The organism is Gilliamella sp. B2717 (genome assembly GCF_026536675.1).
In the GTDB taxonomy this organism is placed as follows: Bacteria; Pseudomonadota; Gammaproteobacteria; order Enterobacterales; family Orbaceae; genus Gilliamella; species Gilliamella apicola_I.
Map to the genome: position 1 here is coordinate 95,919 of NZ_JAFNNQ010000040.1, position 15,385 is coordinate 111,303.

At 33.7% G+C, this 15,385-nt stretch carries 18 protein-coding genes; 11 read left to right on the forward strand and 7 right to left on the reverse strand.

Going from position 1 to position 15,385, the window contains the following annotated elements:
* Positions 1-10 precede the first annotated feature (10 nt).
* Together kdsB and J3U35_RS06075 are read left to right on the forward strand one after the other, a co-directional pair.
* Positions 11-775: a 3-deoxy-manno-octulosonate cytidylyltransferase gene (kdsB, locus tag J3U35_RS06070; protein ID WP_267360220.1), complete on the forward strand. Its 765-nt coding sequence runs from the start codon at positions 11-13 to the stop codon at positions 773-775.
* A gap of 3 nt (positions 776-778) precedes the next feature.
* On the forward strand, positions 779-1,471 hold the full coding sequence (locus J3U35_RS06075; protein ID WP_267360222.1) for a DUF2461 domain-containing protein: 693 nt from the start codon (positions 779-781) through the stop codon (positions 1,469-1,471).
* A gap of 81 nt (positions 1,472-1,552) precedes the next feature.
* On the opposite strand, the gene J3U35_RS06080 is transcribed toward J3U35_RS06075, so the two are convergent.
* Positions 1,553-2,215 carry a MarC family NAAT transporter gene (locus J3U35_RS06080; protein ID WP_267360224.1) on the reverse strand — a complete coding sequence of 221 codons (663 nt, stop codon included), beginning with the start codon at positions 2,213-2,215 and terminating at the stop codon, positions 1,553-1,555.
* Positions 2,216-2,323: 108 nt separating this feature from the next.
* Positions 2,324-2,842: a single-stranded DNA-binding protein gene (gene ssb, locus J3U35_RS06085; RefSeq protein ID WP_267360226.1), complete on the reverse strand. Its 519-nt coding sequence runs from the start codon at positions 2,840-2,842 to the stop codon at positions 2,324-2,326.
* A gap of 212 nt (positions 2,843-3,054) precedes the next feature.
* Here ssb and corA point away from each other — a divergent pair, with 212 nt between their 5' ends.
* The 4 genes from corA to J3U35_RS06105 all read left to right on the forward strand — a co-directional run bounded on the left by corA (position 3,055) and on the right by J3U35_RS06105 (position 5,868).
* The gene (corA, locus tag J3U35_RS06090) at positions 3,055-3,996 is read left to right on the forward strand and encodes a magnesium/cobalt transporter CorA (RefSeq protein ID WP_267352509.1); all 942 of its coding nucleotides are present in this window, start codon (positions 3,055-3,057) and stop codon (positions 3,994-3,996) included.
* Between the two features lie 223 nt (positions 3,997-4,219).
* The gene (locus J3U35_RS06095; RefSeq protein ID WP_267360228.1) at positions 4,220-5,188 is read left to right on the forward strand and encodes a glucokinase; all 969 of its coding nucleotides are present in this window, start codon (positions 4,220-4,222) and stop codon (positions 5,186-5,188) included.
* A 12-nt stretch (positions 5,189-5,200) separates the two neighbouring features.
* Positions 5,201-5,449, forward strand: a complete 249-nt coding sequence (locus J3U35_RS06100) for a YcgL domain-containing protein (protein ID WP_081299176.1) — start codon at positions 5,201-5,203, stop codon at positions 5,447-5,449.
* A complete protein-coding gene (locus J3U35_RS06105; RefSeq protein WP_267360230.1) occupies positions 5,446-5,868 on the forward strand; it encodes a YcgN family cysteine cluster protein in 423 nt (140 codons plus the stop codon). Before J3U35_RS06100 ends, J3U35_RS06105 begins: the two co-directional genes overlap by 4 nt.
* Before the next feature lie 29 nt (positions 5,869-5,897).
* Here J3U35_RS06105 and J3U35_RS06110 read toward each other — a convergent pair whose 3' ends face one another.
* Positions 5,898-6,452, reverse strand: coding sequence for a YggT family protein (locus tag J3U35_RS06110; protein ID WP_267360232.1), 555 nt, complete (start codon positions 6,450-6,452; stop codon positions 5,898-5,900).
* Positions 6,453-6,489: 37 nt separating this feature from the next.
* Positions 6,490-7,191 (reverse strand): YggS family pyridoxal phosphate-dependent enzyme, encoded by a 702-nt coding sequence (locus J3U35_RS06115; protein WP_267360234.1) that lies wholly within the window; start codon positions 7,189-7,191, stop codon positions 6,490-6,492.
* A 23-nt stretch (positions 7,192-7,214) separates the two neighbouring features.
* Between J3U35_RS06115 and J3U35_RS06120 the strand changes: the two genes are divergently transcribed.
* From J3U35_RS06120 to J3U35_RS06135, 4 genes are all read left to right on the forward strand, one after another.
* The gene (locus J3U35_RS06120) at positions 7,215-8,174 is read left to right on the forward strand and encodes a type IV pilus twitching motility protein PilT (protein WP_267360236.1); all 960 of its coding nucleotides are present in this window, start codon (positions 7,215-7,217) and stop codon (positions 8,172-8,174) included.
* A 123-nt stretch (positions 8,175-8,297) separates the two neighbouring features.
* Positions 8,298-9,107, forward strand: a complete 810-nt coding sequence (proC, locus tag J3U35_RS06125; RefSeq protein ID WP_267360238.1) for a pyrroline-5-carboxylate reductase — start codon at positions 8,298-8,300, stop codon at positions 9,105-9,107.
* A 347-nt stretch (positions 9,108-9,454) separates the two neighbouring features.
* Positions 9,455-9,664: a cold shock domain-containing protein gene (locus J3U35_RS06130; RefSeq protein ID WP_065559356.1), complete on the forward strand. Its 210-nt coding sequence runs from the start codon at positions 9,455-9,457 to the stop codon at positions 9,662-9,664.
* A 183-nt stretch (positions 9,665-9,847) separates the two neighbouring features.
* Positions 9,848-10,129: a DUF5339 domain-containing protein gene (locus J3U35_RS06135; protein ID WP_267360240.1), complete on the forward strand. Its 282-nt coding sequence runs from the start codon at positions 9,848-9,850 to the stop codon at positions 10,127-10,129.
* Positions 10,130-10,153: 24 nt separating this feature from the next.
* Here the strand turns inward: J3U35_RS06135 and J3U35_RS06140 are convergent, their stop codons facing one another.
* The 3 genes from J3U35_RS06140 to J3U35_RS06150 all read right to left on the reverse strand — a co-directional run bounded on the left by J3U35_RS06140 (position 10,154) and on the right by J3U35_RS06150 (position 13,321).
* Positions 10,154-10,639 (reverse strand): thermonuclease family protein, encoded by a 486-nt coding sequence (locus J3U35_RS06140; RefSeq protein WP_267360242.1) that lies wholly within the window; start codon positions 10,637-10,639, stop codon positions 10,154-10,156.
* Between the two features lie 235 nt (positions 10,640-10,874).
* Entirely contained in the window at positions 10,875-11,396 is a 522-nt protein-coding gene (gene fabA / locus J3U35_RS06145) for a bifunctional 3-hydroxydecanoyl-ACP dehydratase/trans-2-decenoyl-ACP isomerase (RefSeq protein WP_267352518.1), read from the reverse strand.
* A 152-nt stretch (positions 11,397-11,548) separates the two neighbouring features.
* A complete protein-coding gene (locus J3U35_RS06150) occupies positions 11,549-13,321 on the reverse strand; it encodes a Lon protease family protein (protein ID WP_267360244.1) in 1,773 nt (590 codons plus the stop codon).
* 188 nt (positions 13,322-13,509) lie between these two features.
* Between J3U35_RS06150 and J3U35_RS06155 the strand changes: the two genes are divergently transcribed.
* Positions 13,510-15,282: a DUF3413 domain-containing protein gene (locus tag J3U35_RS06155; RefSeq protein ID WP_267352520.1), complete on the forward strand. Its 1,773-nt coding sequence runs from the start codon at positions 13,510-13,512 to the stop codon at positions 15,280-15,282.
* Positions 15,283-15,385 lie beyond the last annotated feature (103 nt).

A 15,385-nucleotide genomic window follows, 5' to 3' on the forward strand; every position in this document is an offset into this window, starting at 1 on the left:
GGTTTTAATTATGAATTTTTCGGTTATTATTCCTGCGAGATATGCTTCAAGTCGTTTACCGGCTAAACCGCTTGCTGATATTCATGGTAAACCTATGATTGTGCGAGTGATGGAACAAGCCAAAAAGTCTTCAGCAAATCGGGTAATTATTGCAACTGATCATCAACAAGTATTCGATGTGCTGAAATCTTATGGCGGTGAAGTAATTTTGACTAGCAATAAACATAATTCGGGTACAGAACGATTAGCAGAAGTCATCAATGCCTATCAATTTTCCGATGATGAAATTATTGTGAACGTACAAGGTGACGAGCCGCTAATTCCACCAATCATCATTGATCAAGTTGCTGAAAACTTAGTACAGTATAAAACAGGAATGGCAACATTAGCTGTTCCAATCGATTCAGCAACAGAAGCATTTAATCCTGGTGCAGTGAAAGTTGTGACTGATAAAGATGGGTATGCACTCTACTTTTCTCGAGCAACCATTCCTTGGGAAAGGGATCGCTTTGCGAAATCTGAAGATCTTTTCAAACCAACAAGTATTGGTGATTTTTATCTTCGACATATCGGGATTTATGCCTATCGAGCTGGTTTCATTCGTCAATATATCAATTGGGCACCTTCTACACTTGAGCAGATTGAAATGTTAGAACAGTTACGTGTACTTTGGTATGGTGAAAAAATTCATGTGGCAGTTGCTAAACAGGCCCCTGCTATAGGGGTTGATACACAAGAAGACTTAGAAAAAGTCAGAAAGTTATTTAAGGATTAAAATATGGCACAATTTTCTGGTTTTACCCAAACAGGACTTAATTTTTTACAAGATGTATGGATTAATAATAGTAGAGCATGGTTTGACGAGCATCGATCAATCTATGATAATGAATTAATCAAACCATTCAGGCTGTTAGTAGAACAGTTAACTCCCAACATGCTGGAAATTGATGAATGGTTTGAAACAAAACCAGCTATTGGTAAAACGATATCTCGCATACATCGTGACACACGTTTTTCGAAAGATAAATCGTTATATCGTAGTCGTTTATGGTTGACATTTAAACGACCAAACCGAGATTGGAAAGAAGCGCCAGCTTATTTTTTTGAAATAGCACCAGATTGCTATCGTTATGGACTTGGCTATTATTGTGCATCAAAGCAGACAATGGATATTTTTCGTGAAGAAGTTCTTAATGACAGTGCAAAATTTTTAGACATGATTCGCTGTGTTAAAAAACCATTTGAACTTGTTGGTGAAAGTTATAAACGCCCACTAATTAAAGATCAAGATCCAAAAATAGCAACATGGTATAATCGAAAAAGTTTAGCAGCAATGGTTACAAACTCCAATATTGAAGATTTGCTAAATGGCGATCTACCTAACAAATTATCAAAGGGTTTTAAACAACTATTACCGCTTTATGATTATTTAATGCGGGTGGAAATGATAAAAAATATTCCCAAATTATGATTTAACACTGTGATTAAATGAGCTAGCCTAAGTAAACGACATTATTATTTATAAACAACTTTTTTAAAATGATTTAGTTTACTAAATATTGGGAAAGCTCATGATTAATTCTTTTACACCATTGATAATAAATTGAGTACCAACACAAACTAATAAGAACCCCATAATTCTTGAAGTCGCTTCAATTCCACTTTTTCCCATAAAACGCATAATACTGCCTGCACTTCGCATACAAAACCAAAGGATAATACACAATAAAAGCGGAACTAAGATTGAAGAAGTATAAACAACCCAACTTGAAATATCATAACCTCCACTTTTTACTGTTGAAGCCATACTGATAATCATTGCAATCGTTCCAGGACCTGCCGTACTTGGCATGGCTAGTGGTACAAAAGCAATATTATTCGATATTTCTTTCATTTTAGCATCGGCTTCTAACGTTCGATGAGAAGGTTGCTGAGGAAACAGCATTCTAAATCCAATAATACCAACAATCATACCACCAGCAATACGCAAACCTGGAATGGAAATACCAAACGTGCTCATCACTAGCTGTCCACCATAAAAAGAAACAACCATAATGATAAAAACGTAAATACAAGTCATCTTAGATTGGTAATTACGCTCTTCATTAGTCATATCACCCGACAAACCTAATAAAAGTACGACAGTAGTTAACGGATTAGTTAAAGGAATAAATAATATTAAGCCAAAGCCAACAGTTTGTATCAGTTCAAACATAACACTATAAAATGAATAAAATTGGTAGGTTATAAGTATAATTGAAATTAAAAAGATAAGAAATATGGGCGCTTAATTACGCCCAATATTTTAAATGGGAGAGAAAAATTAAAAAGGAATATCGTCATCAAAATCCATTGGTGGTTCAGGAGCTTTAGGTTGAGCAACGGGTGCGGCTTGTGGTGCTGGGCGAGCCGCAGCGGCAGGCGCAGTTGAAATATTATTAACACTTTGGCCCCAATTTTGTGAATTATCATCAAAGTTATCATTGCCATTTCGTGAACTTAAAATTTGTAATGTGCCACCGATTGGATTAACAACAACTTCTGTCGTATAACGGTCGTTACCTGTTTGATCTTGCCATTTACGGGTTTGTAATTGTCCTTCTAAATAAACTTGCGTGCCTTTCTTAATATATTCACCAGCAATTTCAGCTAATTTACCGAAAACAACCACACGATGCCATTCAGTACGATCGCGGTTTTCACCTGTTTGTTTATCTTTCCATGATTCCGAAGTTGCTACGCTAAAATTTGCAACAGCGCTTCCGTTTGGCATATAGCGAACTTCTGGATCCTGACCTAAATTACCCACCAAAATGACTTTATTTATTCCTCGGTTTGCCATTATATACTCCTAAAAATTGCTTAAATATTTAATTTGCGTATTGTAACATGAGACAACAGCAACATCACCGTTTTTAATTTAATTCTGGAATATTACTTCTATTTTTAACATTACAAAAATAACTTTAGACATAGGAATTTAAAGATATTACGAGTATAATGCGCCACATTTGTTAATAGAATGTTCTAGAAACTTTCCTGTAAGGGGGCCTTATGATTAATGCGTTTGGACTAAAGAACAAACAATTAGTAAAAGTTAATGAAGGCGACATCAATAATGCGGCTTGGATTGACTTAATTGAACCAGAAGAAGCCGATCGTGATTTTGTTTTAACTCATTTAGGACAAAATTTAGCAACCAGTATTGAGTTAGATGATATCGAGGCCTCTGCTCGTTTTTTTGAAGATAATGAAGGATTGCATGTTCACTCTTTCTTCTTTTATGAAGATGCTGAAGATCGGGCGGGAAATTCAACCGTTGCTTTTACCGTACACAATGGTCGATTATTTACTTTGCGTGAACGGGATCTGCCTGCTTTTCGTTTATATCGTATGCGATCTCGTTATCAAAGCATGGTTGATGGAAATCCTTATGAAATATTACTGGATTTATTTGAAGTCAAAGTTGAACAACTAGCCGATCAAATCGAAAGTATTTATAGCAAATTAGAAGAATTGAGCCAAGTAATTATGGATCGTTCTGCACAAGAGCAATACGACGAAGCAATGACATCGTTAGCTGAACTTGAAGATACGGCTTGGAAAGTAAGATTGTGCTTAATGGATAGCCAACGTGCGGTTAACTACCTTGTTCGCCGAGCAAAAATGCCGGCAGATCAACTTGAGCAAGCACGTGAAGTTATTCGCGATGTTGAATCATTGGTACCACATAATGAATCATTATTTCAAAAAGTTAATTTTTTAATGCAAGCAGCAACAAGCTTTATCAACATAGAACAAAGTCGAATTATTAAAATTTTCTCAGTGGTATCTGTTGTATTCTTACCACCAACTGTGGTTGCATCTGCATATGGTATGAACTTTGAAAATATGCCAGAACTGAAATGGGAATATGGTTATCCATTTTCATTATTACTCATGTTATTGGCTGGTGTTGCACCCTATATTTATTTTAAACTTAAAAAATGGTTATAAATACAGAAGTTGATTAGATGTTAACCTAGACTTTTAAGGTTGTGAATAAAAAAATGCGTTAATTTAAAAAGTTAACAAAGGGAACTGAGTAACTCCACGAATAACTAGGAGACAACGAGGTTGCCTTTTATGCTTTTTAATCTCAATTACCAAGTACAATAAGTATAGAAAGATATTGATTTTAGATCATTAGTAAAATTAGTTTGTCAAAAAAGGGAGTAACATGAGTCAGTACGCACTAGTCACCGACATCGGTGGAACCAATGCCCGTTTTGCATTGTTTAATTTAGTTACAAACGAGTTATCGGCAATCACAAAAATTCTCATTTCAAAAGAAGATATATTACTAACATTAATCAAAAATTATCTTCAAGCGCAATCCGTAAAAATTGAGATTGCGTGTATTGCCATCGCTTGTCCAATTGATGATGCTGACACTGTTACTATGACAAATAACAATTTGTCGTTTTCTCGCCGTGAATTAATCGAAGAACTCAAACTAAAAAAACTTGAGGTCATTAATGATTTTACTGCAGTCTCGACATCCATTCCAAGACTGTCACCGCAAGATTTGGTAAAAATTGGAGGGGATGAACCTAATCTAAATTATCCTATAGCAATTTATGGTGCGGGAACTGGGCTTGGTGTTTCACATTTGATAAAAGTTAATCAGCATTGGGTAAGTTTGTCCGGTGAAGGTGGGCATACAGAATTACCCATGATAAATGAAGAAGAAGATCGCATTTTGGTTCAGTTGCGTAAAAAATTTGGACGAGTTTCAGCCGAACGATTTTTATCCGGAAATGGTATTATTAACATTTATCAAGCCTTACAGCAAATTAATCATCAACCATTAACTGATATCACTCCAGATATCATTGTCAACAAAGCACTAACAAATAGTTGTGATTTATGTTTGCAAACCTTAAATTACTTTTGTACATTTATGGGAAGATTTGGCGGTAATTTGGCATTAACGCTAAATACTCAAGGGGGAGTATATATTGCCGGTGGTATTGTTCCTCGTTTTATTGACTTTTTTAAAGCTTCGCCGTTTAGATCTGCTTTTGAATATAAAGGGCGAATGTCTACGCTGGTCAAAAAAATTCCTGTATATGTGATTACACATGAAGATCCAGGGCTATTTGGTGCAGGTGTTTATTTACAAAATAGCCTTCTAAATATTGATTAAAGGTTTTATTTTATGATGTGGTGTTATATTTATCGTAGTCCAAAAAAAGAAAATTGTTACTTGTATATGAAAAATGAAAATGATTTTTCTGGAATACCTGAAAGAATACTCTCAATTTTTGGTTCTCCGATATTTGTTATGAAAGTATTATTAGATGGAAAAAGACGTTTTGTAGTTGGAACATCCGAAGAAATCGAAGAAAAGATTAAAACGGATGGGTTTTTCTTACAAATGTTAAAAGAAGATGATTTTAAAGCATGATTGAGCCATTTTGGAAAGGTAAGACATTAGATCAACTTAGCGATGACGAATGGGAGCTGCTATGTGATGGTTGTGGTCAATGTTGTCTGAACAAATTAATGGATGAGGACACTGACGAAATCTTATACACTAATGTAGCTTGCAATTTGCTCGACGCCAACACATGCCAATGTAAACATTACGTTAATCGATTCAAATATGAACCCGATTGTATTAAGCTCACTCGAGAAAATTTACTTACTATTGAATGGCTACCTTTGAGTTGTACTTATCGATATTTCCAAAAAAATGGGGATTTACCTGAATGGCATCCACTAATAGTGGGCAACAAAAAACTGATGCATGAATTAAAAATATCGGTTAAAAATCGAATTGTATATGAAAAAGATGTGATTTGTTGGGAAGATCATATCATTTAAAAAGGAGCAACAGCTCCTTTTTAAATCATCTAAAGAATGATCCACAGAGCACCAAAAATTTTGGTGGCAAAATAGTTCATAAACATTAGCACGACAGCCACAATAGCAAACGTAACATCGATCATGCCTATAGGAGGAATAAAACGACGAATTGGTGCCATTAATGGCTCTGTTAATTGGTAAAGAATTTCGTCAGGTACAGATTGCCCACGACTAATCCAACTCAAAACCGCTCTGAATAGCAATAACCAAAATAACAGGTAACCCATAGCATGCAAAATTGCGACCAAAGCAAACCATAAATAATCAACATTAAATGGTAAATTTATGGGGATAAAACTAAAAATAAACAAAATTTTAATTAAGGCAACTAAATACAAAAGTAGCCACGTTGCATAATCAAATTTTCCTACTGAAGGAATAAATCGGCGCAATGGTCCGATAATAGGTTGAGTAACTTTTACAATAAATTGAGTGATTGGATTATGAAAATTAATTCTGACTTGCTGCATCCACAAACGTAAAATTAAAACATACAGACAAAACGTTATAACCGTTTTGCCAAGAAAGTAGATCAATTCCATTGAAAACTCCTTAAATAAAAGTCATTGAGCCAATATATCATAAATACTTTCGCTCGCCAAAGATTGCCGTTCCAATACGAACCATTGTGCTACCAGCTAAAATCGCCGCTTTCATGTCTCCGCTCATTCCCATAGATAATGTATCGACATAAGGAATATCAATTTTTAATTGTTGTAAAAGCGCCGTCATTTTTGAAAAAATAGTGAATTGTTTATCGAAATCATCTTCGACTTCAGGGATAGCCATTAAACCACGTAAACAAAGGTTAGGTAATGTAATAATCTGGTGAGCTAAATCGAACACTTCTTCTGGTTTTACGCCGGATTTGGTAGCTTCTTGACTTATATTAACCTGAATAAGTACATTTAATTTAGCCATATTGGCAGGGCGCTGATCACTTAAGCGCTGAGCGATCTTGAAACGATCAATTGTATGCATCCAATCAAAGTGTTCTGCAACCAATTTGCTTTTATTCGACTGCAAAGGTCCAATAAAATGCCAAATAAGGGGACAATTTGGCATCGCTTTTTGAAAATAATTTATTTTTTCTACACCTTCTTGTACATAATTTTCACCAAATGCGAGCTGTCCTGCGTCTATCGCTTCTGTAATCAATGTAACTGGTTTGGTCTTACTTACCGCAATAAGTTCAATTGTTTTGGGATCTCGACCGCAATTTGAAGCTATTTTCTCAATATCTTTTTTTATAGCCATTAAATTGTCATGTACTGTATTCATGTTTATACCTAATTATCATTAGTATGTCTAAATTAATATTACATTCTTTATTATCGCTTAGTGTAACCCAAAAAGCATCCGATTTGCACCTATCTAGTGGCGAAGTGCCTTGTATGCGCATTAATGGACAACTGCAATTTTTGTCTGTTTCTCAACTATCAGCACAAGTTTTGGAAATAGAATTATTTAAATTACTCAATGATTCCCAGAAAAATCGATTACAACAAAATGGTCAAATTGATATCGCTTATCATCCCGCAGAAATAGGGCGATTTCGAGTAAATATATTTTATCAAATGCGAGGTATTTCAGCTGTCTTTCGTGTCATCAATCACCAAATTCCAAGTTTACAAGAAATTAATGCCCCCAAAATTCTACCTGAATTAACACGAACTCAAAGCGGGATTATTTTAGTTACCGGTGCAACTGGTAGCGGTAAATCAACAACGCTGGCGTCATTGATACAATATATCAATATGACAGCAACTAAACATATTATTGCTTTAGAAGATCCGATAGAATTTATTTATCAAAATAATAAATCGCTTATTCAACAACGCGAGATTTCTGATTTTGGCTCGGCAATTGATAGTATTTTAAGACAAGATCCCGATATTATCATGCTTGGCGAATTACGGCATAAACAATCTATTCAAGCTGCGTTAACCGCTGCTGAGACAGGACATCTAGTCTTTGCAACTTTACATACAAGCTCTGCAATTAAAAGTATCAACCGAATTATTGATGTCTTTGAAAATCATTCACATAATTTTATACGAGCACAATTATCGACAAGTTTAAAAGCGATTATTACCCAAAAATTAGTCACAAATAACCGGCAGCGTAAAGCGTTATTTGAAGTTTTGATTAATACGCCTGCGGTAAGCAACCTTATCAACGAAGGCAAAACTAAACAAATACTTTCATTAATGCAAACGGGTCAACAATATGGTATGCAAATAATGCAAAATGATGATTTGTAATGATCAGTAACACAATAAAATTATCATTATATTAAAATAAAAAATGATTGGATAAAATTTAAAGTTTTCTAAAAAAATAAATTATACTAGTGTTAAAAAGTTCAAATGAAAAAGGGGTAAATAATGGAACAACGCATTGGTTTAATTGGTTTAGGTAATATGGGTAATGCTATCTTACAAGGTATTTTATCAAGTAAAATTGTATCAGGTAATCAAATCAATATTTATGATACCCATCCAGAAAAAGGGATTTCACTTAATCAATCTTTTGGAATTAATAATTTAGATTCAGCCAGAAATGTAGCAAAAGAATCAGATATGGTTATTGTGGCTGTTAAACCCAATGCTATTATTGATGTTTTAAATGATATCCAAAAAGAGTTAAAAAAAAGTACTATTGTTATTTCTATTGCAGCAGGGGTTAGTATAAAAACGATTGCAAAATATGTGGGATATGAACAAAAAATTATAAGAGTCATGCCAAATACACCTGCCTTAGTCAATGCAGCGATGTGTTCAATCACGCCAAATACAGAAGTCACAGAAGAAGAATTAGCTACGGTTCAAACATTATTTAATTGTATTGGTGAAACTGAAATTGTACCTGAATATTTAATCGATGCTGTAGTCGGCGCAAGCGGATCCTCTCCTGCGTTTGTATTTATGTTTATTGAAGCTTTAGCTGATGGGGCAGTAAAAGGCGGTTTATCCAGAAAACAAGCCTATAAATTTGCTGCCCAAACAGTAATGGGATCTGCGAAGATGTTACTTGAAACGGGTAAGCATCCTGGTGAATTAAAAGATATGGTATGTTCACCAGCCGGTACGACCATTGAAGGCGTGCAAATGCTTGAAGAAAAGGGATTCAGAGCGGCGGTTATTGATGCTGTTGAAGCAACAATAAATAAGTCTCAAAGCATGAGTGAAAAATAACTTAGTCTCAAAATTTACATTTGGCAAAACTCTAAAATTAATTAAAACAAAAAAATTAAATTAATTTAACTAATGAATGTAAGTTAGGTTTTGCCTATTAAATAAATTTGTAAAACTTTACAAACAACACTTGCATTAACAATTAATATATGAGTTAATAGTTTACAGCATATAACGTGCAGATTTATTTAGTGACATCTTGATTTAAGCAGTTTGTAGTTTACTTTCTATTTACATTAGTATTAGTTCTCTTCAGCTTTCACGTTTCAGTGTTTATAAGTAGTCCAAGTTTTATGTTTTTTTTAAATTAGCCTTGTTGGCTTAAATTATTTTATAGGAAGATTATTATGTCTAAGAAAACTGGTCAAGTTAAGTGGTTCAACGAAAGTAAAGGTTATGGTTTCATTTCTCCTGCTGATGGTAGTAAAGATGTATTTGTACATTTTTCTGCAATCTCTGGTGAAGGTTTTAAAACTTTAGGTGAAGGTCAACAGGTTGAATTTTCAATTCAAGACAGTGAACGTGGCCCAGCTGCAGCAGATGTTGTTGTAATGTAATTCTGCACCCATCTTTATATTTTATCAGCATATTATAAATATGCTGATAATTTCCTACATCCTATAAAATATTTTATTTGCTTTTCCAAAATCTCTAATGTATTATTTTTTGCGATATTAGATGTGATAAATATACTAATATTATCAAAAAGATATTTTTTAAATCGAAAGGAAAAGTAAATAATGAAAAAAATACTAGTTTCTGCTGTACTTTTAAGCCTATCTTCAGTTGCGATGGCTGATTTATCTGATAGTTGTAAAACTTATTTTGAAAAAGTGGATAAATTAGTTGAATCTTTACCTAAAGATGCAGCAACAAAACAGCAAACTGATATGATGAAACAAAATTTAGAAGCAGGTAAAAAACAAGTTGCTGCTATGTCTTCAAGTGATCAAGAAACAGGTTGTAAACAAGGCTTAGATGCACTTAAACAATTAGAATCTCTTTATCCTGCTTTAAAATAAATTAATAAATTCTTGATGAAAAATCTATTTCTGATTTAAGCGTCGGAATTTCCATGGGGCTATTGGATTTTTATCTTTCCATAGTCCCTTTCTATTTTGTTTAGCTTGCGATTCAAAGGCTATTAATTGTTTATTTTTAGCCACACCTTTATAGCGATATACCCAAGCATATCCACTTGCAACCATTTTCTGATTGATATTAATGCCATTATAAAAAACGGTTCCTAATGTTCTGTTATAAATATCTTTGTTACTTTCTTTAATATAAACAGATTTTCCCGCGATGAGTGAAGCTAGGTATTTTCTAGATGCATTACCGTAGGCTTGTTTGCTTTCTGGTGCATCGATATCAAGTAAACGGATTCGGATTTTTTGTTTCACAGGGGTTAATACATCAATTGTGTCACCATCTATTACTTTAACGACTTTTCCACTGAAATTAGCATAGGCAAAGGTATTGAAAAAACAAGATAAAATAAAAAAAACAACAAAACGATTAAGTAAACTCATGATTAATAAAGACTATAAAAAATTTGCCTCATTATACCTTGAATAGCAAAAAATACGAATGAAAAATCATTAACCTAAAGAAATTTGTATTCAATAGTTAATTTTTTAAGACAATAAAACAGGTGAGAATATATTATTATACAAGGGATAAATGTATCATCAGAAACTGCTTGGATAATCGATATTCAAGGTAGCCTTACCGAATAATGTGTAAGGCTAGTTAAAATCAAAAAAATTAAAATTCGCTGGTATCTTTGAATAACCCAACTTTAAGATCGGTAGCTTCGTAAATCAATTTACCATCTACATAAACTTCGCCATCACCGATTCCCATAATTAACTTACGGTTAATCACACGTTTAAAATGGATTTTATAGGTAACTTTTTTGTTTTTAGGTAATATTTGACCTTTTAATTTTAATTCTCCAACCCCAAGAGCTCGACCTTTACCCTTACCGCCAATCCAGCCAAGGTAAAATCCGACTAATTGCCATAAAGCATCAAGCCCAAGACAACCAGGCATGACAGGATCATTTTTAAAATGACATTTGAAAAACCACAAATCTGGATTGATATCAAGTTCCGCTTCCACATAACCTTTATTAAAGTTTCCACCTTCTTCATTCATTTCGATAACACGGTCCATCATAAGCATTAAATCTGATGGTAAAGGCGGTCCGTCATGACCAAAAAGTTCACTATTTCCTGATTTAATCAGATCTGCTTTATCGTACGAAGATTTACGTTCAAATGTCATAAAAAAACCTTTTATTTTCTGTCATTACTTACATGATTATAAAAATAATTATTCAATAAAATATTATGAATAACCAATACTGTAAAATCCTTTGCCGCTTACTAAAATGTTACATCTCAACCAAATTCGGCTTTCAAGTTTATTGGGTATTACTATTTTTTGCAATATCTTTGCCATTTTGCAAACCAACCATCTTGTTTTTTATCTTGTAATAGCATAGTTTGCATACGTGCATAAATAAGCTTATAAAGACTAATTGCATTATCATCTTTATAAGGAATTCCTGTTAATAAATAAAGTGCATCCGCAATATGTTCAACAGTCCAAATAGAAAACTTTTCTTGAGCTATTGCTTCAATCACATTATCACTCAAGCACAAATGGCGTTGATTAGATGCGGGAATAATAACGCCTTGCTGACCGGTTAACCCCTGATGCTGACAAACAGTAAAAAAACCTTCAATTTTTTCGTTGATACCACCAATTGATTGTACATGACCAAATTGATCTACCGATCCGGTAACAGCTAATTGTTGATCGATAGGCTGACCTGAAAGCGCACTAATAATTGCACATAACCCAGCAAGCGATGCGCTGTCTCCGTCAATTTCATTATAAGACTGTTCAAATACTAAAGAGGTTGAAAAAGGTAATTGATGATTAATAGCAAATTCTGACATAATAAAAGCCTGCATGATCATCATACCTTTAGAATGAATATTTCCTGCAAGTTCAGTTTTGCGCTCGATATCAATTAACTCACCGTCTCCAAAATGAACAAGGCAACTTAAACGCGTTGGCTCACCAATCGCTAAAGGATAGCCAGGATATTCAACAACAGATAAACCATTAATTTGACCAACAACCTGATCTTGAGTATTAATCATGATCTGTTTATTAAAAAACTCTTCATGAAATCGTTTTTTAAGATAATCTTCACGCCATAATTTATTCTTAGTCGATGAAGCCACTGATAACTCATCAATAACCTCATTTTTGGCATAATAACTAGCGTTAACTAATAAACCATGAACCCAATTAATCGCAAGGGGAAGATAAAACTGATCGCCTGTAAAACGCACCGCTTCTTGATATATTTTGTTAAAGGCGGATGGAGCAATACTTGGCAAATGAAATTTATCAGCAATAAATTGTAAATAATCTAGCCACGTAGTGAGCTTGTCAGATGAGGTAATCTGCAATTCATTTTCAAATTCAGCATAGATAGACGTATTATAAAATTCTGGATCAAAATCCTGTAATTCAGCTAAACTTAGCCGATCACCAACCAATATAATTCTTAAATCCAGTGGCACTGAAGGAATAGATAACGGCAATGGATGCGACTCATCAGCTGAAAACCAGTCGAATTCCTGTTTAAATACCATCTGCTTTAATTTAATCAATAAAGTAGGTTGGCTTAATAAAGATCGTAAACCTAAAATTAAAACCCCACCATTAGCCTGATGCACTAAACCTGGATCGAGTTTAATTGGGCTATTTTCTGGTTGTCGAACACAACCAAATAATTTCTCGCCATCAACATAACTTGATGCTAAACAATCATCTAAAATGGCAAAGTTATCCTGCTTGCTTTTGGCCTCAGTCAAAGTGACTTTATTATCATTAATAAAATAGCTGTAACCCAACGTTGAAGAGGACGCATGTAATTTAACTGCTTGTTTTAACAAATCAAAAAATAGTTCACTTTCTGACGCTTTCAGTAACATAAAACGAGGGTGATAACTTGCTCTTTTACTCGGGCATAACATGGATAATGCAGACGAAATCCGAGGTTGCCAAGAAAGAATATTATTTGACTTTTCTATCACAGATTCAGTTTCTGCTTTATTATGGTTAACAAGCGCACTAATCTGAGACAAATCAGGTTGGATTTGATGTATTTTAAGTTGTGAGATAGCCAAAATTATTATCTTTGTTGTTAGCGAATTTAATCCTTAAATTATAACAAGTATCGATTATAACGCCAAGATCATACCAAAATCTTTATGCTAACAAATAAAAAAATTACAGAAAGATTTTTCAAAATCAGGTAAACTGTAAAGTATCTTACAGTAAATATTCTTCATTACTATCGTTACCAATAATAAATATGCTCAAACTCAAAAATAATCATATCAAAGATACCCAATCCTCACAAATTGTAAGCTGGGGACACTGGTTTACATTATTTAATATTTTTGTTGTTATATCTTTGGGTAGCCAATATTTAATCATTGCAGACTGGCCAAGAACATTTATGGGGCGGTTTTATGCAATCATTAGTGCAATTGGGCATTTTAGCTTTTTAACGTTTATTACCTACCTCATATTACTTTTTCCATTAAGCTTTTTTATTCACTCAGCGCGTTGGCATCGAATATTAGCAACCATAATTGCCACATTAGGAATCGCATTACTTTTAGTTGATATTGATATCTTCTCGCATTTTAGAATGCACTTAAATTTATCCATATGGCAGTTATTTACAGCGCAAAACGCCACTTTTTTAAGTAGTGCGTTTATAATCATTCCATTTATTTTATTAATTGAAATATTATTTGCATTATGGAGTTGGAAAAAATTACGCAGCTTAAATAAGCGTAAACGTTATGCAAAACCAGTCGTGGTTATATTTATTCTTTGTTTTGTCTTTTCGCATCTGATTCATATTTGGGCCGACGCAAATTTTTATCGCCCAATAACCATGCAACGTTCAAGCTTACCATTATCCTATCCATTGACCGCAAGACATTTCCTTGAACGATATGGATTTATGCCAGAAAATGATTACCGAACTCGGGTCAGCCAAGAAGGTAATCCTTTTGCTATTGCTATAGAATATCCTCTTGCACGGCTGAGTTATGATGAAAAACAAGCAACCCAAAATATACTAATGATAGTTATTGACGGATGGAATAGTCGTTTATTAAACGACAACATGCCATGGTTAAATGAATTTGCGAAAGAAAACCTTAAATTTACGGATCATTACTCTGCAAGTAACCAAACAAATATTAATAAATTTTCATTATTTTATGGACTCGATCCCAACTATTACAACAGCATATTAGCGGGTCATAAACCTTCAGTACTATTTGATGCTATTAATTATCGTCATTACAACTTAGGGATGTTTTCGTACGATGGATTTGATGAACCATTGTATCGATATGCATTGCTATCCAATTTTTCAATACCGCCGGCAAAAAAAATGACTAATAAACAGGTTACTGATAATTGGATGGCGTGGCATGATGAACAAAATAAATTAGAAAATCATGCACCACTATTTTCACTGGTACAATACTCACTCGGCGTAAAACATAAAAATATACCGCTAAAAGAACTTGAAACAGAAGCAAGAAAATTAGATCAATATCTTGAATCATTAATAGCGTATTTAAGACTAACCAATACCTACGAAAACACCGTAATTGTCATTACCGGAACCAATGACATCACTATAAAAGAAGCGAAAAAAACAGCGATACGTAATGACGACATTAATTACAGCCGAGAATCGCTTAATGTGCCACTGATTATCTCATGGCCAAATAAAGAACCCGCTCAAATCAGCCGACTAACATCGCAAACTGATATTATGCGCACCTTAATGCAAGATGTGCTTTATGTTAACACCTCACCACATTTATATAATCAAGGTGAAAACTTATTTAATAGCAAGTCACGGCAATGGATAGTGGCGGGGAACGAAAAAGAAATCGCTGCACTATACAATGATAAAACAATTGTTTTAGATGGATTTGGACGATCTAAAATTTACGATATCAATAATACACTACAAAAAGAAGAAAAAATAAGTCTTCCTATATTTTTACAAATTGTCACGGCAAACCGTCGATTTATGGTGGTGTCTAATTAATTTAACGACTTAAAACACTAATGTTTAAAGTAGTGGACTTAAAATAAGAATATAACAGTATGATCATCTTTAATGATTGATATTTTTTCTATACAGCACATGT